Annotated in this window: 20 protein-coding genes; 12 read left to right on the top strand and 8 right to left on the bottom strand. The window is 57.2% G+C overall.

The annotated features are described in order from the left end of the window. Positions 1 to 58 precede the first annotated feature (58 nt). Genes fepC through fepD form a run of 3 tightly spaced genes read right to left on the bottom strand, consistent with a single transcriptional unit; the run spans position 59 to position 2,843 of the window. Positions 59 to 853 (bottom strand): iron-enterobactin ABC transporter ATP-binding protein, encoded by a 795-nt coding sequence (gene fepC, locus ACT9TW_RS11035; RefSeq protein WP_446492380.1) that lies wholly within the window; start codon positions 851 to 853, stop codon positions 59 to 61. Then, positions 850 to 1,839, bottom strand: a complete 990-nt coding sequence (gene fepG / locus ACT9TW_RS11040) for an iron-enterobactin ABC transporter permease (protein ID WP_446492704.1) — start codon at positions 1,837 to 1,839, stop codon at positions 850 to 852. The genes fepC and fepG overlap by 4 nt, the downstream gene beginning before the upstream one ends. Continuing rightward, positions 1,839 to 2,843: a Fe(3+)-siderophore ABC transporter permease gene (gene fepD / locus ACT9TW_RS11045; RefSeq protein ID WP_446492381.1), complete on the bottom strand. Its 1,005-nt coding sequence runs from the start codon at positions 2,841 to 2,843 to the stop codon at positions 1,839 to 1,841. Before fepD ends, fepG begins: the two co-directional genes overlap by 1 nt. A 112-nt stretch (positions 2,844 to 2,955) precedes the next feature. Here fepD and entS point away from each other — a divergent pair, with 112 nt between their 5' ends. Beyond that, positions 2,956 to 4,209 (top strand): enterobactin transporter EntS, encoded by a 1,254-nt coding sequence (entS, locus tag ACT9TW_RS11050; RefSeq protein ID WP_446492382.1) that lies wholly within the window; start codon positions 2,956 to 2,958, stop codon positions 4,207 to 4,209. Positions 4,210 to 4,269: 60 nt separating this feature from the next. Here entS and fepB read toward each other — a convergent pair whose 3' ends face one another. Beyond that, positions 4,270 to 5,229, bottom strand: coding sequence for a Fe2+-enterobactin ABC transporter substrate-binding protein (gene fepB / locus ACT9TW_RS11055; RefSeq protein ID WP_446492383.1), 960 nt, complete (start codon positions 5,227 to 5,229; stop codon positions 4,270 to 4,272). Between the two features lie 187 nt (positions 5,230 to 5,416). On the opposite strand from fepB, the gene entC reads away from it, so the two are divergent. The 9 genes from entC (at position 5,417) to ACT9TW_RS11100 (ending at position 13,836) form a co-directional block, all read left to right on the top strand. Beyond that, positions 5,417 to 6,592: an isochorismate synthase EntC gene (gene entC / locus ACT9TW_RS11060; RefSeq protein ID WP_446492384.1), complete on the top strand. Its 1,176-nt coding sequence runs from the start codon at positions 5,417 to 5,419 to the stop codon at positions 6,590 to 6,592. 9 nt (positions 6,593 to 6,601) lie between these two features. After that, positions 6,602 to 8,212, top strand: a complete 1,611-nt coding sequence (gene entE, locus ACT9TW_RS11065; protein WP_446492385.1) for a (2,3-dihydroxybenzoyl)adenylate synthase EntE — start codon at positions 6,602 to 6,604, stop codon at positions 8,210 to 8,212. Between the two features lie 11 nt (positions 8,213 to 8,223). Continuing rightward, a complete protein-coding gene (locus tag ACT9TW_RS11070) occupies positions 8,224 to 9,078 on the top strand; it encodes an isochorismatase family protein (RefSeq protein ID WP_446492386.1) in 855 nt (284 codons plus the stop codon). Beyond that, positions 9,078 to 9,833, top strand: a complete 756-nt coding sequence (gene entA, locus ACT9TW_RS11075; RefSeq protein ID WP_446492387.1) for a 2,3-dihydro-2,3-dihydroxybenzoate dehydrogenase EntA — start codon at positions 9,078 to 9,080, stop codon at positions 9,831 to 9,833. Before ACT9TW_RS11070 ends, entA begins: the two co-directional genes overlap by 1 nt. Continuing rightward, the gene (gene entH / locus ACT9TW_RS11080) at positions 9,833 to 10,246 is read left to right on the top strand and encodes a proofreading thioesterase EntH (protein ID WP_446492388.1); all 414 of its coding nucleotides are present in this window, start codon (positions 9,833 to 9,835) and stop codon (positions 10,244 to 10,246) included. Before entA ends, entH begins: the two co-directional genes overlap by 1 nt. A 158-nt stretch (positions 10,247 to 10,404) precedes the next feature. Continuing rightward, positions 10,405 to 10,923 carry an LptM family lipoprotein gene (locus ACT9TW_RS11085; protein ID WP_446492389.1) on the top strand — a complete coding sequence of 173 codons (519 nt, stop codon included), beginning with the start codon at positions 10,405 to 10,407 and terminating at the stop codon, positions 10,921 to 10,923. Further along, entirely contained in the window at positions 10,901 to 11,263 is a 363-nt protein-coding gene (gene bamE, locus ACT9TW_RS11090; protein ID WP_446492390.1) for an outer membrane protein assembly factor BamE domain-containing protein, read from the top strand. The genes ACT9TW_RS11085 and bamE overlap by 23 nt, the downstream gene beginning before the upstream one ends. A gap of 210 nt (positions 11,264 to 11,473) precedes the next feature. Continuing rightward, positions 11,474 to 13,579, top strand: coding sequence for a pyruvate/proton symporter CstA (gene cstA / locus ACT9TW_RS11095; RefSeq protein ID WP_446492391.1), 2,106 nt, complete (start codon positions 11,474 to 11,476; stop codon positions 13,577 to 13,579). Between the two features lie 59 nt (positions 13,580 to 13,638). After that, the gene (locus ACT9TW_RS11100) at positions 13,639 to 13,836 is read left to right on the top strand and encodes a YbdD/YjiX family protein (RefSeq protein WP_006809671.1); all 198 of its coding nucleotides are present in this window, start codon (positions 13,639 to 13,641) and stop codon (positions 13,834 to 13,836) included. Here ACT9TW_RS11100 and ACT9TW_RS11105 read toward each other — a convergent pair. The 4 genes from ACT9TW_RS11105 to ACT9TW_RS11120 all read right to left on the bottom strand — a co-directional run bounded on the left by ACT9TW_RS11105 (position 13,833) and on the right by ACT9TW_RS11120 (position 16,587). Further along, the gene (locus ACT9TW_RS11105; RefSeq protein ID WP_446492392.1) at positions 13,833 to 14,237 is read right to left on the bottom strand and encodes a helix-turn-helix domain-containing protein; all 405 of its coding nucleotides are present in this window, start codon (positions 14,235 to 14,237) and stop codon (positions 13,833 to 13,835) included. The genes ACT9TW_RS11100 and ACT9TW_RS11105 overlap by 4 nt on opposite strands. Then, positions 14,218 to 14,514 (bottom strand): type II toxin-antitoxin system RelE family toxin, encoded by a 297-nt coding sequence (locus tag ACT9TW_RS11110; protein WP_446492393.1) that lies wholly within the window; start codon positions 14,512 to 14,514, stop codon positions 14,218 to 14,220. Before ACT9TW_RS11110 ends, ACT9TW_RS11105 begins: the two co-directional genes overlap by 20 nt. A gap of 183 nt (positions 14,515 to 14,697) precedes the next feature. Beyond that, positions 14,698 to 15,441: an SDR family NAD(P)-dependent oxidoreductase gene (locus tag ACT9TW_RS11115; RefSeq protein WP_182059982.1), complete on the bottom strand. Its 744-nt coding sequence runs from the start codon at positions 15,439 to 15,441 to the stop codon at positions 14,698 to 14,700. A gap of 57 nt (positions 15,442 to 15,498) precedes the next feature. Further along, positions 15,499 to 16,587, bottom strand: a complete 1,089-nt coding sequence (locus ACT9TW_RS11120) for an oxidoreductase (RefSeq protein ID WP_446492394.1) — start codon at positions 16,585 to 16,587, stop codon at positions 15,499 to 15,501. A 162-nt stretch (positions 16,588 to 16,749) separates the two neighbouring features. On the opposite strand from ACT9TW_RS11120, the gene ACT9TW_RS11125 reads away from it, so the two are divergent. Together ACT9TW_RS11125 and ACT9TW_RS11130 are read left to right on the top strand one after the other, a co-directional pair. Then, entirely contained in the window at positions 16,750 to 18,252 is a 1,503-nt protein-coding gene (locus ACT9TW_RS11125) for a sugar ABC transporter ATP-binding protein (protein ID WP_446492395.1), read from the top strand. Continuing rightward, positions 18,249 to 19,244 carry an ABC transporter permease gene (locus ACT9TW_RS11130; RefSeq protein WP_446492396.1) on the top strand — a complete coding sequence of 332 codons (996 nt, stop codon included), beginning with the start codon at positions 18,249 to 18,251 and terminating at the stop codon, positions 19,242 to 19,244. The genes ACT9TW_RS11125 and ACT9TW_RS11130 overlap by 4 nt, the downstream gene beginning before the upstream one ends. Positions 19,245 to 19,266 lie beyond the last annotated feature (22 nt).

Here is a 19,266-nt window from a genome sequence, read left to right on the forward strand (position 1 = left end):
GCGAATGCCCGTTGGGAGCACAATGTAGGCCGGGTAAGGCGAAGCCGCCACCCGGCGTTTACCGCCGTCCCAACGGCACCACCAGCGGCGTAGCCGCCACAGGATCTGCAATAATCATGCAGCGCATTCCGTAGATCCGCTCGATAAGCTCCGGCGTCACAATCTCTTTCGGCGCGCCCTGCGCCACAATCTGGCCATCCCGCAGTGCAATCAGGTGCGTGGCGTAACGGCAGGCCTGATTTAAATCATGCAGCACCGCCGCCAGGGTATAACCCTGCGTGCGGTTCAGTTCGCTTAACAATTCCAGCAGATCAATCTGGTGGCTGATATCAAGCCAGGTCGTGGGCTCGTCCAGCAGCATAATCGACGTTTCCTGAGCCAGCACCATGGCTATCCACGCGCGCTGGCGCTGCCCGCCGGAAAGGGTATCCACACTTTGCTGAGCGAGTTCAGTAATGCCCGTCGCCTGCATTGCGCGATTCACCGCGTCGTCATCCTCTTTACGCCAGCGGGTGAACAGCGGCTGATGGGGATAACGCCCGCGCGCCACCAGCTCCTGCACCGTGATATCCCCCGGCGTGGTGGCATTTTGCGCCAGCAGCCCGATGCGCCTGGCCACCTCTTTACTGGCAAAGCGCTGGATCTGCTCGCCATCAAGGTACACGCTGCCGTGAACCGGCGTCATCAGGCGGCTCAGCGTTCGCAGCAGGGTCGATTTACCGCAGCCGTTCGGCCCGATAATCGCCGTAAAATGGCCGTCCGGGATCGCCACGGTCAAATCCTTAGCAATGATTTTTTTACCGTAGCCGAGGGTTAAGTTGTCGCCGCGCAAGCGGGTTGCTGTCTCTGTCATTTCTTGCGTGACTCCTGAACTAACAAGATGATGAGGTAAATACCGCCCAGGCTGACAGTCACCACGCCCACCGGAAGTTGATAAGGCATAAACAGCTGCTGAGCGCACAGGTCGGCGGCCAGCAACAGCAGCGAACCGCACAGCGCGGCCTGGGTTAACCCCCAGCGTGCGGTGCCGGAAAGACGCCGGGCAATATGTGGCGCAACCAGCGCAATAAATGAAATTGGCCCGGCGATGGCGGTGGCGGCAGCGGTCAGCAGCACGGCCACCAGCATCAGTATCAGACGTGAACGCTCGACGCTGACCCCCAGCGCGCACGCGCTGTCATCACCCATCTCCAGTAAACGCATCCGGCGGACCAGTAGCAGCGCGCCGATAAACATCAGCAGGATCAGCGGTGCGGCAGGCCAGGTTTTAGCCCATGTCAGGCCGTTCAGCGAGCCGGCATACCACAGCCCTGCGGAAAGCGCCGTTTCCAGAGACGCCTGCAATAACAGCCAGGTGTTGAAGGCCATCAGCATGGCGCGCACGCCAATACCGATGATGATCAAACGGAAGGTGTCGATGCCGTTACGCCAGGCCAGCGCCCAGATAACCAGCGACGTCAAAATGCCCCCGGCCATCGCGGTAAAGGTAATGGCCGTCAGGTGCTGACCAAACAGTACCATCGCCACCAGCACGCCACTCCAGGCACCGGTATTGAGGCCCATCACGTCCGGGCTGCCGAGCGGGTTGCGCATCAGTGACTGGAAAATGGCCCCGCTGACGCCCAGCGCCGCCCCCACCAGAATGGCCATCGCGACGCGTGGCAGCCGCCATTCGGTGACGACCATGGTGATATTACGCGGTGCGCTGCCGGTCAGGGCGTTAAAGACCTGGGCAAAATCGAGCGTCACCGCGCCGCTGCGCAGGCTCCAGACCGCCAGCAACACGCTGGCGAGAGTCAGCAGGAACACGCTGGTGAGTAAACGACGGGACGGGGCCATCATGCGCCACCTCCACGTTTACGCCGTACCAGGAAAATCAGCACTGGCGCACCAATAAACGCGCTCACCACCGACACGCGCAGTTCGCCGGGAACCAAAAGGCGACCCACAACATCGGCAAATAACAGCAGGGCAGGGGTGGCAAGCAGCGTGACGGGTAGCGACCAGCGGTGATCGGCGCCCACCAGCCAGCGTGCCATATGCGGCATCATCAGGCCGATAAAGGCAATCGGGCCAACCACTGCCGTTGCGCTGCCGCACAGTACGGTGATCGCGAGAAGTCCAATTAATTGCGTGCGTGCTACCCGGTTGCCGAGAGCGGTGGCGGTGTCGCTGCCAAGACTCAGGCTATTGAGCGAGCGGCTCAACAACAGCGCCACGGCGGCAGCAAGCGTCACCGGGATGATGACGGCCTTCAGGGTCTCAAGCGTGCGGATATCCAGCGAACCGGCCTGCCAGAAACGCAGCTGATCGTAAACGTCCGGGTTCAGCAGGGCGATGCCGCTGGTTAACCCTTCCAGCACCGCCGCAAGGGCAACGCCCGCCAGCGTCAACCGTACCGGGCTGAGCTGCCCTCCGCCCTGGCTGCCGGTAAACGCCACCACCAGTGATGCCGCCAGTGCGCCGCAAAAAGCCATCACCAGTTGTTCAGAGGGCGACGTTAAACCAAACAGCGCTGCGCCAAGCACGATGGCAAAACTCGCGCCGGAGTTAACGCCCAGAATGCCCGGGTCGGCCAGTGGATTACGGGTGAGCGTTTGCATCAGTGCCCCGGCAAGACCCAGCGCGCCACCGGCCAGCAATCCGGCAAGAGTTCGGGGCAGGCGAGCATCCAGCACGATGGTGCAGTCGGCACTCTGACAGGTGCCAGAGAGCGCATCGGCAATAACGGAAGCCGGCAGCGATTTCGCGCCAACCAGCAAACTGAGTGCAATCGCAAGGATCAACAGCAGCAATAAAACGGGCACGGCAATGGCGCGCACCGCGGAAGAGGAAAACGACATAGCAACGTCCATGATTTGATAATGATAGTAATTATCGTTATCTATCTTATTTGGCTATGTTAGCATGTGCCGCCATGGAATTGGTATAAAAGAAACCAGACAAGGCCTTGTAATGACCCAAAAATCCTGGCTGCTCAACCTCAGCCTGCTCAAAACACATCCGGCGTTTCGCGCCGTCTTTATCGCCCGTTTTATCTCTATTTTATCCCTCGGCCTGCTCGGCGTGGCCGTGCCGGTACAAATCCAGGCGATGACGCACTCCAGCTGGCTGGTGGGGCTTTCCGTCACCTTAACCGGCGGGGCGATGTTTATTGGCCTGATGGTCGGTGGAGTGCTGGCAGACCGTTACGAGCGTAAAAAGCTGATCCTGCTGGCGCGCGGTACCTGTGGAGTGGGGTTTATCGGGTTGTGTCTGAATGCCATGCTGCCGGAGCCGTCGCTGATTGCGATTTACGCGCTGGGGCTGTGGGACGGCTTTTTTGCCTCCATCGGGGTGACGGCTCTGCTGGCGGCAACGCCTGCGCTGGTCGGGCGTGAAAACCTGATGCAGGCGGGGGCGATCACCATGCTGACCGTGCGTCTGGGCTCGGTGATTTCGCCGATGGTGGGGGGGCTGCTGCTGGCTACGGGCAACGTGGCCTGGAACTACGGCCTGGCAGCGGCGGGGACGTTTATCACCACCTTAACGCTGCTGCGTTTACCTGTTCTGCCGCCTCCGCCACAGCAGCGTGAGCATCCGCTGAAATCGCTGATGGCCGCGATCCGTTTTCTGTTCAGCAATCCGCTGATTGGCGGCATCGCCCTGCTGGGCGGTTTACTGACAATGGCGAGTGCCGTGCGCGTGCTCTACCCGGCGCTGGCAGGCGAGTGGCAGATGAGTGCCTCCGAGATTGGCGTGCTGTATGCGGCTATCCCGCTGGGTGCGGCGTTTGGCGCACTGACCAGTGGTAACCTGGCGCAGAGCGCGCGCCCGGGGCTGATTATGCTGGTGGCAACACTGGCTTCGTTTATCGCAATTGGCTTCTTCAGCCTGATGCCGGTGTGGGCGCTGGGCGTGATGTGTCTGGTTATCTTTGGCTGGTTGAGCGCCATCAGCTCACTGTTGCAGTACACCCTTATCCAGACGCAGACCCCGGAAGGGATGCTGGGGCGGATTAACGGCCTGTGGACGGCGCAGAACGTCACGGGTGATGCGATTGGCGCGGCGATCCTCGGCGGGCTTGGTGCAATGATGACCCCGATGGCATCGGCGAGCAGCAGCGGTTTTGCGTTGGCTGTTGTTGGTGGGATCCTGTTAATGGGATTAGCAGAATTGCGCCGGTTCAGGCAGGAGGGGGAAGGATTCTGTAGGTCGGGTAAGGCGTAGCCGCCACCCGACAAAACGCCCGGTGGCGCTGCGCTTACCGGGCCTACGGGAACGTGCCTCTTATTTGAGAATTGAATTCAAACGCTGCAAGACTAACATCGCGCTGTAATAATCCAGACGGAACGTCTCCGTGCCTAATGCCCAGACGCGTTTATTCTGCACCGCTGGCAGGTGTGCCAGAAGCGGATTGGCATAAATCGCGTCCACATCTTTCTGGTCACCGGCAAACAGGAACAGGCCTTCGCCGTTCAGCCCGGTCGCCAGATTTTCCCCGCCTAACTGAATAATGTCGTGGCGCTTACCCTGACTTTTTGAGGTCTGCAATCCGGCAGGCAATTGTGCAAGGGCAAAGCCCAGTTGATGCAGCAACTTGCCCTGCGCCGATTCAGCCGTCCACAGGTTTGCGCTGTGCGCGGCGGCGGTATAGACAATGGCATTCACCGGCTGCGGCGGCAGCTTCATCTGCTGTTTCACCAGGGCGAGCTGTTTATCAAATTCCGCAATGCGGGCCGCAGCCTGTTTTTCCTGCCCGGTAATGGTGCCGAGTTGTGTCAGCAGTTCCTGCCAGCTTTTGTCGTCGTAGTTGATGACAAGCGTTGGCGCGATGGCAGAAAGCTGTTCATAGAGGGCGAGGGCAGAATCACCGCCCGTAGCGCTAATCAGGATCAGGTCCGGCATCTGAGCGGCAACGGCTTCGGCGCTTGGCTCGCCAATATACAAACGCGTGAGCTTACGCTGTTTCGCGATATCCCCCCACTGACGCAAAAAACCCTGGACATCCGCCACCCGATTATTTGGCGTGGTCGCACCGCTGGCGATGACCGGCGCATCAATCGCCAGCAGAGAGCCGGTCAGGGTCACGCTGGTTGAAACAATGCGGGTGGGTTTGCTTTCAAGCGTGTGAATGCCGTGGCTGTCGGTCACCTGGCGTGGCCAGTCGGCGGCGGTGGCTGAGGTAAGTCCTAAAACAAAAAGTCCTGTTAAAAGAAGGGCATTACGGTAAACGGCAGGGAGTTTCACAACGTCACATCCTGTTTTTATTGAGGTTAATGCTTCTCATTTTCATGATTGCAGCGAAGGGATGCAAGCGATAGTCGCACAAGTTGTTTGCTCCGCGGTTGACACCGGGGCGTTGTACGATTAGGTTAGCCATCGAAATATAAATGATAATCATTATTACTGCTTTTATCATTTTAAGGAGGATGATATGGATACGTTATTGGCTGAGGACATCCAGCACACCGCGACCACGCTGCAATCAGACAGCTTTTTCTTTATGTCGCCTTATCGCAGTTTTACCACGTCAGGCTGTTTTACCCGCATATCTGAATCCGCCGTCGGCGGTGATGATCCGGCAGGTGCCTTCCAGCAAAAAGTCGCCCAGGCTTTCCAGAAAGCGAAAACCAGCGGAATTGCTCACCCGATCATGGTGGGGGCTATCCCGTTTGATACGCGCGAACCGTCGTCCCTGTTTATTCCGCAAAGCTGGCAGGCCTTCTCTCGCCCGGCGCGTCAGCAGTCTTCCCGTTATTTCTCTGACGCTCAGGCCCTGACAGTAAACACCCGCACTGACATTCCACAGCAGCCGGTCTTTGAACAGATGGTTGCGCGCGCGGCTGCGCTGACCGCCACGCCACAGGTGAACAAAGTGGTGCTGTCTCGACTGATTGATATCTCAACCGAAGAGAAAATTGACAGCGGCGCGTTGCTGGAACGGCTGATCGCGCAGAACCCTGCCAGCTTTAACTTCCACGTCCCGCTGGAAGATGGCGGCGTGTTGCTGGGCGCAAGCCCTGAACTGCTGCTGCGTAAAGAAGGCGCGCACTTTAGCTCGCTGCCGCTGGCAGGCTCGGCGCGTCGTCAACCGGATGATGTGCTGGACAGAGAAGCGGGCAACAAGCTGCTGGCCTCGGAAAAAGATCGCCACGAGCACGACCTGGTGACCCAGGCGATGAAAACTATTCTGACCCCACGCAGCCACCATCTGAGTATGCCGGCATCTCCGCAGCTCATCACGACCCCGACGCTGTGGCACCTGGCCACGCCGGTTGAAGGGGAAGCGCGTGAAAACGAAAACGCACTGACGCTGGCGTGTCTGTTGCACCCTACGCCTGCATTAAGTGGTTTCCCGCATCAGGCGGCAAAACAGCTGATCGCGGAGCTGGAGCCGTTCGACCGCGAACTGTTTGGCGGCATCGTGGGCTGGTGTGACAGCGAAGGTAACGGTGAGTGGGTGGTAACCATCCGCTGCGCGCGCATTCACGACAAGACCGTTCGTCTGTTTGCCGGGGCGGGCATTGTTCCTGCCTCATCACCGGTGGGCGAATGGCGTGAAACCGGAGTGAAGCTCTCCACCATGCTGAACGTTTTTGGTTTGCACTAAGGAACAATTATGACTGTCCCCTTTACCCGTTGGCCGGACGAGTTCGCCCGCCGCTATCGTGAAAAAGGCTACTGGCAGGATCTGCCTCTGACCCGCATTCTGACACGCCACGCCAATAATGACGCGGTGGCCATCATCGACGGTGAGCGCCGTTATAGCTACCGCCAGTTGAATGAGGCGGTGGATAACCTTGCCAGCGCGTTACAGTCCCGGGGGCTGAAACGCGGCGATACCGCGCTGGTGCAGCTGGGGAATGTGGCTGAGTTTTACATCACCTTCTTTGCGCTGTTGCAGGCGGGTGTTGCGCCCGTTAACGCGCTATTTAGCCATCAGCGCAGCGAGCTAAATGCCTACGCGATGCAGATCAAACCGGCATTGCTGATTGCCGATCGTGACCACGCGCTGTTTGCCGGCGATGAATTCCTCACGGCATTTGTGAATGAACATCGCTCGGTACGCGTGGTGTTGCTGCGTGGCGATAACGGCGAGCACGCGCTGGAGGCGGCGATTGCCCGTCCGGCGGATAATTTTATCCCCAACCCGACCCCTGCCGACGAAGTAGCGTTCTTCCAGCTTTCTGGGGGGAGTACCGGCACGCCGAAACTGATCCCGCGTACCCACAACGATTACGACTACAGCATTCGTCGCAGTAACGAGATTTGCGGCATTACCGCAGACACCCGTTATCTGAACGCGCTGCCTGCGGCGCATAACTACGCCATGAGCTCGCCGGGATCGCTTGGCATCTTTACGGCAGGCGGCTGCGTGGTGCTGGCGAACGATCCAAGCGCCACGCTCTGTTTCCCGTTGATTGAAAAACACCAGATTAACGTGACCTCGCTGGTGCCGCCTGCGGTCAGCCTGTGGTTACAGGCAATTGTTGAAGGCGCGGGCAACGCACAGTTGCGGTCGCTGAAGCTGTTACAGGTGGGGGGCGCACGCCTCTCTGCAACACTTGCCGCGCGAATTCCGGCAGAGATTGGCTGCCAGCTCCAGCAGGTATTTGGTATGGCGGAAGGGCTGGTGAACTACACCGCACTCGACGATTCCCCGGAACGGATCATGAACACTCAGGGCCGCCCGATGTGCCCGGATGACGAAGTGTGGGTAGCCGATGAGCACGGCAACCCACTGCCTCGCGGTGAAGTGGGGCGGCTGATGACGCGTGGGCCATATACCTTCCGTGGCTATTTCAACAGCCCGGCGCACAACGCCAGCGCCTTTGATGCCAACGGTTTTTACTGCTCCGGCGATCTGATCGCCATTGATGAACAGGGTTACATCACCGTGCAGGGGCGCGAGAAAGATCAGATCAACCGTGGTGGCGAGAAGATCGCCGCAGAAGAGATCGAAAACCTGCTGCTGCGCCACGCGTCGGTGATCCACGCGGCACTGGTGAGCATGGAAGACAGCCTGCTGGGTGAGAAAAGCTGCGCTTATCTGGTGGTGAAACAGCCGCTGCGCGCGGTCGAAGTGCGTCGCTTTCTGCGCGAACAGGGCGTTGCCGAATTCAAACTGCCGGACCGCGTGGAGAGCGTTGATGCGCTTCCGTTAACGCCCGTCGGCAAAGTCGATAAGAAACAGTTGCGCCTGTGGCTTGCTGAACGCGCCCAGGGCTGAGGAACAAGAACATGGCCATTCCAAAATTAACCGCTTACGCACTGCCCACTGCCGCAGACCTGCCGAACAACAAAGTGAACTGGGCGTTCGAACCAGAGCGTGCTGCGCTGTTAATCCACGACATGCAGGAGTATTTCCTGAACTTCTGGGGCGAAAACAGCCCGATGATGGTGCAAGTTGTGGCGAACATCGCCAAAATTCGCGCTTACAGCAAAGAACACAACATTCCGGTTTACTACACCGCCCAGCCGAAAGAGCAGAGCGATGAAGATCGCGCCCTGCTGAACGACATGTGGGGGCCGGGTCTGACCCGTTCGCCGGAGCAGCAGCGTATTGTGGCTGAACTGGCGCCAGATGAAGCCGACACCGTGCTGGTGAAATGGCGTTACAGCGCATTCCACCGCTCGCCGCTGGAATTGATGCTGAAAGAAACCGGCCGTAATCAGCTGCTGATCACCGGGGTTTACGCACATATCGGCTGCATGACCACCGCCACCGATGCATTTATGCGTGATATCAAACCGTTCTTTATTGCCGATGCGCTGGCCGATTTCACCCGTGAAGAACACCTGATGTCGCTGAACTACGTGGCAGGGCGTTCCGGCCGCGTGCTGATGACCGAGGAACTGCTGCCATCCATTCCGGTCTCAAAAGAGGCGTTGCGCGCCATTATTCTGCCGCTGCTGGATGAGTCCGACGAGCCAATGGATGACGAAAACCTGATCGACTACGGTCTGGATTCCGTGCGCATGATGGCGCTGGCCGCACGCTGGCGCAAAGTGCATGGCGATATCGACTTTGTAATGCTGGCGAAAAATCCAACCCTCGATGCCTGGTGGGCGCTGCTCTCCCGCGAGGTGAAGTAATGGAAGGATTCGATTTTACCGGCAAAACCGTCTGGGTGACGGGGGCAGGTAAGGGCATTGGTTACGCAACGGCCCTGGCATTTACCGGCGCAGGTGCGCAGGTGACCGGGTTCGATGTGGCGTTTCCGCTGGGGGATTATCCCTTCGCCACTGAAACCCTGAACGTGACGGACTCTGCGCAGGTGAGTGAGGTGTGTGGGCGAGTGTTCGCCTCTGTTGATCGCCTCGATGTGCTGGTCAATGCCGCCGGGATCTTGCGTATGGGCGCAACGGACCAGCTTTCGCAGGAGGACTGGCAGCAGACCTTCGCCGTGAACGTTGGCGGGGCGTTTAACCTGTTCCAGCAGACAATGGGCCAGTTCCGCCGTCAGCAGGGCGGGGTGATTGTTACCGTCGCGTCTGACGCGGCGCACACACCGCGTATCGGCATGAGCGCGTATGGTGCGTCCAAAGCAGCGCTGAGAAGCCTGGCACTCACCGTCGGGCTGGAGCTGGCGGGGAGCGGCGTGCGCTGTAATCTGGTGTCGCCGGGTTCAACCGATACCGATATGCAGCGCACGCTGTGGAAAAGTGACGATGCAGAACAGCAGCGTATTCGCGGTTTTGGCGAGCAGTTTAAGCTTGGTATCCCGCTGGGTAAAATCGCCCGTCCGCAGGAGATTGCCAACACCATTCTGTTCCTGGCATCCGACTACGCCAGCCATATCACCTTGCAGGATATTGTGGTGGACGGCGGCTCCACGCTGGGGGCGTAATGATCTGGAAACGTCATTTATCTCTCGAAGCGCTGAACGCGACCAGCCAGAACACCATGGTGGCGCATCTGGGTATTGTCTATACCAAAATCGGTGACGGCACGCTGGAGGCCGAAATGCCGGTGGATGTGCGCACGCATCAGCCGTTCGGGTTGCTGCACGGCGGCGCGTCTGCCGCACTGGCCGAAACGCTTGGCTCAATGGCCGGTTTTCTGATGACCCGCGACGGACAGAACGTGGTAGGCACAGAACTGAATGCCACGCATCATCGCGCGGTGTCTCAGGGCAAAGTGCGCGGCGTGTGTCAGCCGCTGCATCTGGGGCGTTCCAGCCAGAGCTGGGAGATTGTGGTGTTCGACGAACAGGGACGGCGCTGCTGTACCTGTCGGTTGAGTACCATGGTGCTGGGTTAAGAACAGGGCGAGGCGATCCTCGCCCTGAACATATTGCGCGACCTCACTAAAATTAGCCATATTATTTCCTTAAAACCCCTTTTTTAATACCAGCATGATGGCAGCGTTTAGTCATTGCCGATATGATGCCAGGCGGGATTAATTGACTGGAAAAAATAATGAAGAAAATGGGATTTATTTCGCTAGCGCTCGCCGCTACGTTTTTATTATCAGGGTGTGCAACCTACTGGGATAAAGTACCCTATACGCCGCCGCCAGAATCAGAGAAAAACATTGCTAATGTACGAATGATTGGCAATCCGCCAGGATTTACCATTAGTCAGAACGGTAATAAAGATGGTGCTGTTGATTTCACAAGCGTCGTTATTCTTCGTCCTACTCACGATCTTGGCTTCCCAAAAGCCAGCAACGATCCTGACCGCTATAAAGAAACGTATTACGATGCAAAAGTGTATGCCGGAACGCCAACCCGCGTAGGCTTCAGATTCCTCTACGGCTGTAGCTTTGTGAGCTATACCTTTGTGCCGCAAAAAGGGGAAACCTACGAGTTTCGCCTCTCTGTATCGGATAAAAGCGGCTACTGCGTGCTGTATGCAACCCATCTAAAATATGACAGTGAAAACCAGATCTACCTGGACGAAAAGGTTGAGCAATATGAAGGCTACACCAGTAAATAAGGGTCGTGTGTTGGTGGGGCTGCTTTTAATCTCTTTGCTGAGTGGGTGTATCGGCCATATCGACCGCACCCATGAGGGGAGTGTCAGTAAATTACAGGAAAGCGAACTGGATAAAAAACTGGTTCCGGGTAAGACGACGAAAAAAGAGGTATTACTTTTGCTGGGTCGTCCAGATATTCCTGCGGATTACAACCACCAGAATATGTGGTTTTATCATTCCAACACGAAAGGTCGTGCACTCTACGTGCTCGTTCCAGTGAATTATGATGAAACGATCACGTTGGTGTTGACCTTTGATGAAAATAAAATACTCACCCATCGTGAATATAAAAAAGTGTAATAACGAACCGTTACGCTTTCTCTTCTAAACATCCTCGCACTCTGCGGGGATTTTTTTTGGTCATCGGCCTCTGGTCGTGATCGGCTTAACAATGTGATGTAAATGTCTGGTTTGACCACACATTATTGCGTTTCAAAGTTGTTAAATTTTGGGCGTTGTTCTAGAAACAAAATGTAACATCTCACTGTTTCACAACAACGGATAACCACTATGAACAACTCAGGGAAATACCTTACATGGGCAGTGCTCTCCGTTGTGGGAGCATTTGCCCTGGGCTATATCGCCCTCAACCGGGGGGAACAGATCAATGCGCTCTGGATAGTTGTCGCCTCCGTCTGCATTTATCTGATCGCGTATCGTTTTTATGGCCGCTTTATCGCTAAAAATGTGCTGGCGGTTGATGCCACGCGCATGACGCCTGCCGTTCGTCATAACGACGGGCTGGACTATGTTCCCACCGATAAGAAAGTGTTGTTCGGCCACCACTTTGCCGCTATTGCCGGGGCAGGGCCGCTGGTGGGACCGGTGCTGGCCGCCCAGATGGGGTATCTGCCGGGGATGATTTGGATCCTGGCAGGCGTTGTGCTAGCAGGGGCGGTGCAGGACTTTATGGTGCTGTTCGTCTCTACCCGCCGCGACGGGCGTTCGTTGGGTGAACTGGTGAAAGAGGAGATGGGCGCAACCGCCGGTGTGATTGCGCTGGTGGCGACCTTTATGATTATGGTGATCATTCTGGCGGTGCTGGCAATGATCGTGGTGAAAGCGCTGACCCACAGCCCGTGGGGGACGTACACCGTCGCCTTTACCATTCCGCTGGCGCTGTTTATGGGTATTTATATCCGCTATCTGCGTCCGGGGCGTATTGGCGAGGTCTCGGTGATTGGCCTGGTGTTCCTGGTATTCGCCATTATCTCTGGCGGCTGGGTAGCGGAAAGCCCGACCTGGGCACCGTTCTTCGACTTTACCGGTGTGCAGCTGACCTGGATGCTGGTGGGCTACGGCTTTGTCGCGGCGGTTCTGCCGGTGTGGCTGCTGCTGGCCCCGCGTGATTATCTCTCCACCTTCCTGAAAATCGGCACCATTGTTGGGCTGGCTATCGGCATTCTGATTATGCGCCCAACGCTGACCATGCCTGCGTTGACTAAATTTATTGACGGTACTGGCCCGGTCTGGACCGGCAACCTGTTCCCGTTCCTGTTTATTACCATTGCCTGTGGTGCGGTGTCTGGCTTCCATGCGCTGATTGCCTCTGGTACCACACCGAAAATGCTCGCCAATGAAAATCAGGCCTGCCTGATTGGTTATGGCGGGATGCTGATGGAATCCTTCGTGGCGATCATGGCGCTGGTATCTGCCTGTATTATCGACCCCGGTGTGTACTTTGCGATGAACAGCCCGATGGCGGTACTGGCACCAGCCGGAACCGTAGACGTGGTGGCATCTGCCGCGCAGGTGGTGAGCGGCTGGGGCTTTGCCATTACGCCGGATACCCTGACCAGTATTGCTAATGAGGTGGGCGAGCAGTCGATTATTTCACGCGCGGGTGGTGCGCCTACGCTGGCGGTAGGGATGGCGTATATTCTGCACGGTGCGCTTGGCGGGCTGATGGATGTGTCGTTCTGGTATCACTTCGCCATTCTGTTTGAAGCCCTGTTTATCCTGACGGCGGTAGACGCAGGTACACGTGCGGCGCGCTTTATGTTGCAGGATCTGCTGGGCGTTATCTCACCGAACCTGAAGCGGACTGATTCGTTACCGGCCAACCTGCTGGCAACGGCGCTGTGTGTCCTGGCGTGGGGTTACTTCCTGCATCAGGGCGTGGTGGATCCTCTGGGCGGGATTAACACCCTGTGGCCGCTGTTCGGTATTGCCAACCAGATGCTCGCCGGAATGGCGCTGATGCTCTGTGCGGTGGTGCTGTTCAAGATGAAACGCCAGCGTTACGCCTGGGTCGCGTTGCTGCCAACCGCGTGGCTGCTGATCTGTACGCTGACCGCTGGCTGGCAGAAAGCCTTCAGCCCGGATAACAAAGTGGGCTTCCTGGCGATAGCTAACAAGTTCCAGGCAATGATCGACAGCGGTAAGATCCCGGTGCAGTATACGGAATCACAGCTGTCGCAACTGGTGTTTAACAACCGTCTGGATGCCGGGCTGACCATCTTCTTTATGGTGGTGGTCGTGGTGCTGGCGTTGTATTCTCTCAAAACCGCGCTGGCGGCGCTGAAAGAAGACAAGCCAACAGCGAAAGAGACACCGTATGAGCCAATGCCTGAAAACCTGGAAGAGATTGTGACCCAGGCGAAAGGGGCGCATTAACTTTTGTGCCGGGTGGCGCTCGCGCTTACCCGGCCTACATTCCCTGTGAGACCCATACTATGTTCGACACCCTCTCCAAAGCAGGCAAATACTTAGGCCAGGCCGCCAAAATGATGATTGGTGTGCCGGATTACGATAACTACGTCGAGCATATGCGCGTCAACCATCCCGACCAGACGCCGATGACCTACGAAGAATTTTTCCGCGATCGCCAGGATGCCCGTTACGGCGGCAAGGGTGGCGCGAAGTGTTGTTAACCCTCTTTCGGTAAATAGAGGCTTATCTGTTGCTGCTTACAGCCGTAGATTGCCGCGAGTTTTTCGCGGGTGCGCTTTTGCGGGCGGGAGTCCAGTGCTTCAAGTTGTGACACCGCAGACTGGCTGATGCCAAGTTTATCAGCCACCTCCTGCTGGGACATGCCGCGCAGAATGCGCCAGGCGGCCTGCAGGCTGACGTCCTGCCAGGTCATGATGCTGCACACTTCTCCGGGCAGTTCGACATTATCATACTCATCGTGTTCGACTTCGATATCCTCAAGATCCTCATCAGTTTCGTCGTCGATCTCTGCCATCTGTAAGCACATGCGAAAGTATTCATCATAGGGTATGACCACGTACTGCGTTTTTCCGTTATCGTCCTTAATTAGCTGAACAGCCATAGGGAGTTTTCTCCTCGTGAAGGTATGTCGTTGATGTTCTGCGTTTGACGGCTAAAACATAACAATCGTTATCGGGATCGTCCCGAAGTGTAATCAGAATGCGGTAATCGCCAACGCGTAGCCGAAAATGATTTTCTGTCGCCGATATTTTTTTGATATCGGGCCGGGGAGCCGAGCGGTCATCCAGCTCGCTAAGCTTTACCTCAATCCGGCGTTGATATCGCTCGTCAATTCTCGAAAATGCCTTCTTTGCACTATTGGACCAGACAATCTTCATCCGTACCTCCACTGTACGCCCACACAAAATATAAGGGAATAATAAGACTATTAGATAAATTCCGAATTTCTTATGGGGGACTGTAGAGCGGAGAAACGGCGGTGAATAGCGGCAAAACGCGGATCGTCGGGGTGGCTCGAAAACACCTCTGCCGGGCGGCAGAGGTGTGCATGAAAAGTGCGATCAGGCGTTCAAACCGCCATCGACATCCAGGCCCGTCCCGGAGATCTGCCCGGCGGCTGGGCTTGCGAGGAATGTGACGGCAGCGGCAATATCTTCCGGTTGGCCATAATGCCCTATGGCAATCATCTGGCGCTGGGCTTCTGCCTGCTCGCCATCTTCCGGGTTCATATCGCTATTAGTTGGGCCAGGATGCACAAGATTAACGGTAATACCGCGCGGCCCCAGATCGCGGGCAAGCCCCCGGGTGAAGGAGTTGAGGGCAGATTTGGTCATAGCGTAAACGGCGATACCGGGCATCGCCACGCGGTTAGCGAGGCAACTGCCGATGTTGATAATGCGCCCGCCGTCAGACATATGTACCAGCGCTTCCTGAGTGGTAAGCACCACACCACGAATGTTGACGTTAATCATCGCGTCAATATCCACAATCGTCAGGGCTTCCAGTGGGCCGCCGCGTGCAATCCCGGCGTTGTTAACCAGGATATCCAGGCCTCCGAGGGTACGCGCTGCGTGAGTTACGGCTTCCTGAATGGCCTCGGCGCTGGCGCTGTCGGCCTGAACCGCCTCGCTGTGCCGCCCAAGCGCTTTGATTTCACTGGCGACGGCCTGGGCTTTATCAGCGGATTTTTCATACGTAATAACCACATCGGCACCGGCGCGTGCCAGCGACAGTGCAATAGCACGACCCAATCCACGGCTGGCACCGGTGACCAGCGCCTTCTTACCTGTTAAATCGATCTGCATGATGACCTCGTTGCGAGAGTGATGAGAATCATCATTAGGTATAGACGTTTCGGTTGATTAGCGGTTGAAGGATTCCACTTTCTCAAACGCCGCGCGCAGAATTTCAGGCGTGAGCGTAACCGGCAAATAGTGAATCGACTCCACCGGGCGCAGGGTGTGGGCAATAATCTTGTCCAGCTCATCGTGGTTGTTGATATCGACGTCCAGCTCGCGAAGCCGGGTCGGCAGGTTAAAGCGTTGGTACGCTGCCACCAGTTGTGCCAGCACATCGTCCTGGCCTAGCAGGGCGCTTTGCACCAGGATGCCGTACGCCACTTTGGTACCATGAAGGTATTTTTCGGTTTGTGGCAACACGGTTAACCCGTTATGTACCGCATGAGCGGCCGCCACGCGGGTATAGCGTTCACCCAGACCGCCCACCATGCCGCCACCGGCGATAATTGCATCCACCACATCGCGGAATGCCTGCGTCTCTTCGCCATGCTGCTGGTCAGCCAGTGCCTCTTCGCTGCGCTCCAGCAGCACATCACGGATTGCCAGCGCGCCGTTGATCCCCAGACGCACGGTCAACGGCAGGTTTTCCGGCTGTGGTGCCAGCACCACCGCTTCGTACCATTTCGCGAGCGTATCGCCGATGCCCGCCAGCAGGTATTCCGCAGGGGCATTCAGGATGATTTTCGGCTCCACCAGCACCAGGAAGTTGGCATCGTCGAAGATTTCGAACTGCAGCGCCTGGCCTGCATCGTTATACCAGACGGAAAGCGGCGTCCATGCCGCGCAGGTAGCGGCAATGGTCGGGATCGCCACCACCGGCACACCCAGGCGGCGCGCCACGGCTTTGGCGGTATCGAGCAATGCGCCGCCACCGACGCCAATCACCACGCTGCGATCATCACCAGAGTCATTCACCAGATGGGTGACATCCCGCTCGCTACAGTGGCCTTTAAATAACAGATGCTTTGCGCCCGCAGCGTTAAAGCTCTCGGGCAGGAAAGGACGGGCACCCTCAATGGCGCGTTCGCCGTAAATCCACACCGCGCTGGAAAGCTGCTCCGGGGTAAAGAAATCATTCAGATGCGCAAGGCTTCCGGGGTGTGAGAAGTAATTTGCAGGGCCGGGAACGACGCGGATATCGGTATTGCTCATGGTGTTGTCCTTAATTTTAGGAAGCGCTAACCTGATGTTATGTCCGGACATCCAGATGGCTAATAATATTTTGCTTTATCTTATGCCTTTTCCGTCGTTGTCAGTCAACCAGAGCTGTGAAAAATTCAATAAATCAAAATATTAATGAAGGATTTAACGCGGATGGTTTCCAGTCGCCTTGAGATGCGCGGTATCAGCCTGGCCTTTTCTGGCTTTCAGGCGCTGTCGCGCGTGGATTTCACGCTGATCGGCGGAACCGTACACGCGCTGACCGGTGCTAATGGTGCAGGAAAATCGACGCTGATGGCGGTGCTGTGCGGGACTCACGATCATTATGAAGGCGAGATCTGCATAAACAACCAGCCGGTAACAATCCGCGAACCACTCGATGCCAAACAGCTGGGTATCCATCTGGTGCAGCAGGAAGTGGACGTGGCGCTGATCCCGGGTTTAAGCATTGCTGAAAACATTATGCTCGATCAACTGGCGCAGCCGGGACATGGCTACAACTGGCGTGCTATTCGCCAGCAGGCGCGACAGGCGCTGGCGCAGCTGGATGTGGCGCTGGATGTGCGCCGCGGTATAGACAGCTGTACCCTTGCCGAAAAACAGCAAATTTTGCTGGCGCGCGCGTTGTCGCATCACTGCCGTTTTTTGATCCTCGACGAACCCACCGCCCCGCTGGATGCCCATGAAAGTGAGCGTCTGTTTACGGTGGTCAAACGCCTGCAACAGCAGGGGATCGGCGTGGTGTTTATCTCCCACCGTATTCACGAACTGAAAGCCATCTGCGACACCTTAACGGTTCTGCGCGACGGCAAGCTGATTGAGTCTGGTCCAATGGCGACGCTCAGCGGCGAAGAAATTGTCGAGAAGATGCTTGGCCACGAGCTGAGCGATATCTACCCGCCGGCGCGCCCTCCTCACAGCGAAGAAACGCTGCTGCGGGTTGAAGGATTGCACGATGAAGCGCTGCTGAAAGATATCTCCCTGCATTTGCGTAAGGGCGAAATTCTTGGCATTGCGGGCCTGGCGGGGGCGGGGAAAACCGAACTCTGCAAAGCGCTGTTTGGGGCCAGCAAAAGCCGCGTGACGCGTGGTGAACTGAATCATCAGCCCTGGCAGCCGCGCAGCCCGGCAGATTCAGTACAGCGTGGTCTGGCGCTGGTGCCGGAAGAGCGGCGCAAAGAGGGCATTTTTATTGATGAACCGGTGAGCATGAATCTGGCGGTGACGGCGGATAACTCTTTTTCGCGCTGGAGCCTGTTTGGCCACCGCCAGGCGTGGCGCTGGGCGGAAGAGGTGATTGCCCGCGTGGGCGTCAGGGCGCGTGGGCCCGGCCAGGTGTTACGTCGGCTTTCCGGCGGTAATCAGCAGAAAGTCGCCATCGGCAAATGGCTGCGCAACGATGCCAGCGTACTGATTTTTGATGAACCCACCAAAGGCGTGGACGTGAAAGCCAAAACCGATCTGTTCCAGCTTATCGACGGGCTGGCGCGTGAGGGCAAAGGGGTGATTTATGCCTCCGGCGAATTTGCCGAGCTGGTGGGATTGTGCGATCGCATCTGCGTGCTGTGGGATGGCCGCGTTGTGGCGGAAATCGCCGGGTCCGAGGCCCGTGAAGAGACATTACTTTATTATTCAACCGGAGGAACGGCGTCGTGAGCAAGGCCCTTTCAGTGACTGCGGCGGCGTCTGGCCGTCAGCAAATTTTTGATTTTCTCTATAAGTGGGGCATGTTGCTGACTGTCGTCGCGCTGGTGGCCGTCTTTGGCCTGGCGTCGGACAACTTCCTCGATCCAAACAACATCATCAATATTCTGCGCTCAATTGCCATTGTGACGGTAATCGCCATCGGGGTGTCGATTTCGCTGACCATCGGCGGATTTGACCTCTCGGTAGGATCGACTGCGTCGCTGGCTAACGCGCTGGTCATTTCGCTGTTCGTCTGGCACGGCTTCGGCACCACGGAGTCGATTCTGATCACGCTTGCGCTCTGTACGCTGGTCGGGTTGTTCAATGCCTTTCTGATTGTCATCCTGCGTATTCCGGACATGCTGGCAACGCTTGCCAGCCTGTTTGTTATCCAGGGGGTGGCGATGACCTACAGCTATGGCGGGTCGATCACTGAAAACATGGTTCTGCCGAGCGGCGACATGGCGGAAGGGACCATTCCTGCGGCGTTCAGCCTGCTAGGGCAGGTGCCGATCATTGTCATCATCATGTTGGTGGTGACCATTCTGGCCCAACTGGGGCTGTCGCTGACTACCCACGGACGCCGCATGTATGCCATTGGCGGTAACCCGGAAGCGGCGCGTCTGTCGGGCATTCGCACCACGCGTTACAAGGTGGCGGCCTACGTGATTGCCTCTTTGCTGGCCGGACTCGGCGGCATTTTGCTGGCCTCACGTATTGGCTCATCGCAGGTGAATGCAGGTGGGGGATATCTGATGGATGCGGTGGCCGCCGCGTGGATCGGTTTCTCGCTGGCAGGCTCCGGTAAACCAAATGCGCTCGGGACGCTGGTCGGGGCGGTTATCCTCGGCGTGCTGTCGAACGGCCTGGTGATGCTGTCGGTGCCGTACTACGCAATGGACATTATAAAAGGGCTGGTGCTCGCAGTAGCGCTGGCGATTACTTACATACAAAAACGCTAACGACTTATAACAACACAACGGG

Source organism: Enterobacter sp. C4G1 (assembly GCF_052886895.1).

What these genes read in the sequence shown, in the direction of transcription:
- fepC (WP_446492380.1), bottom strand. Translation starts at nt 853, where the DNA reads ATGACAGAGACAGCAACCCGCTTGCGCGGCGACAACTTAACCCTCGGC.
- fepG (WP_446492704.1), bottom strand. Translation starts at nt 1,839, where the DNA reads ATGGCCCCGTCCCGTCGTTTACTCACCAGCGTGTTCCTGCTGACTCTC.
- fepD (WP_446492381.1), bottom strand. Translation starts at nt 2,843, where the DNA reads ATGTCGTTTTCCTCTTCCGCGGTGCGCGCCATTGCCGTGCCCGTTTTA.
- entS (WP_446492382.1), top strand. Translation starts at nt 2,956, where the DNA reads ATGACCCAAAAATCCTGGCTGCTCAACCTCAGCCTGCTCAAAACACAT.
- entC (WP_446492384.1), top strand. Translation starts at nt 5,417, where the DNA reads ATGGATACGTTATTGGCTGAGGACATCCAGCACACCGCGACCACGCTG.
- entE (WP_446492385.1), top strand. Translation starts at nt 6,602, where the DNA reads ATGACTGTCCCCTTTACCCGTTGGCCGGACGAGTTCGCCCGCCGCTAT.
- ACT9TW_RS11070 (WP_446492386.1), top strand. Translation starts at nt 8,224, where the DNA reads ATGGCCATTCCAAAATTAACCGCTTACGCACTGCCCACTGCCGCAGAC.
- entA (WP_446492387.1), top strand. Translation starts at nt 9,078, where the DNA reads ATGGAAGGATTCGATTTTACCGGCAAAACCGTCTGGGTGACGGGGGCA.
- entH (WP_446492388.1), top strand. Translation starts at nt 9,833, where the DNA reads ATGATCTGGAAACGTCATTTATCTCTCGAAGCGCTGAACGCGACCAGC.
- ACT9TW_RS11085 (WP_446492389.1), top strand. Translation starts at nt 10,405, where the DNA reads ATGAAGAAAATGGGATTTATTTCGCTAGCGCTCGCCGCTACGTTTTTA.
- bamE (WP_446492390.1), top strand. Translation starts at nt 10,901, where the DNA reads ATGAAGGCTACACCAGTAAATAAGGGTCGTGTGTTGGTGGGGCTGCTT.
- cstA (WP_446492391.1), top strand. Translation starts at nt 11,474, where the DNA reads ATGAACAACTCAGGGAAATACCTTACATGGGCAGTGCTCTCCGTTGTG.
- ACT9TW_RS11100 (WP_006809671.1), top strand. Translation starts at nt 13,639, where the DNA reads ATGTTCGACACCCTCTCCAAAGCAGGCAAATACTTAGGCCAGGCCGCC.
- ACT9TW_RS11105 (WP_446492392.1), bottom strand. Translation starts at nt 14,237, where the DNA reads ATGGCTGTTCAGCTAATTAAGGACGATAACGGAAAAACGCAGTACGTG.
- ACT9TW_RS11110 (WP_446492393.1), bottom strand. Translation starts at nt 14,514, where the DNA reads ATGAAGATTGTCTGGTCCAATAGTGCAAAGAAGGCATTTTCGAGAATT.
- ACT9TW_RS11115 (WP_182059982.1), bottom strand. Translation starts at nt 15,441, where the DNA reads ATGCAGATCGATTTAACAGGTAAGAAGGCGCTGGTCACCGGTGCCAGC.
- ACT9TW_RS11120 (WP_446492394.1), bottom strand. Translation starts at nt 16,587, where the DNA reads ATGAGCAATACCGATATCCGCGTCGTTCCCGGCCCTGCAAATTACTTC.
- ACT9TW_RS11125 (WP_446492395.1), top strand. Translation starts at nt 16,750, where the DNA reads ATGGTTTCCAGTCGCCTTGAGATGCGCGGTATCAGCCTGGCCTTTTCT.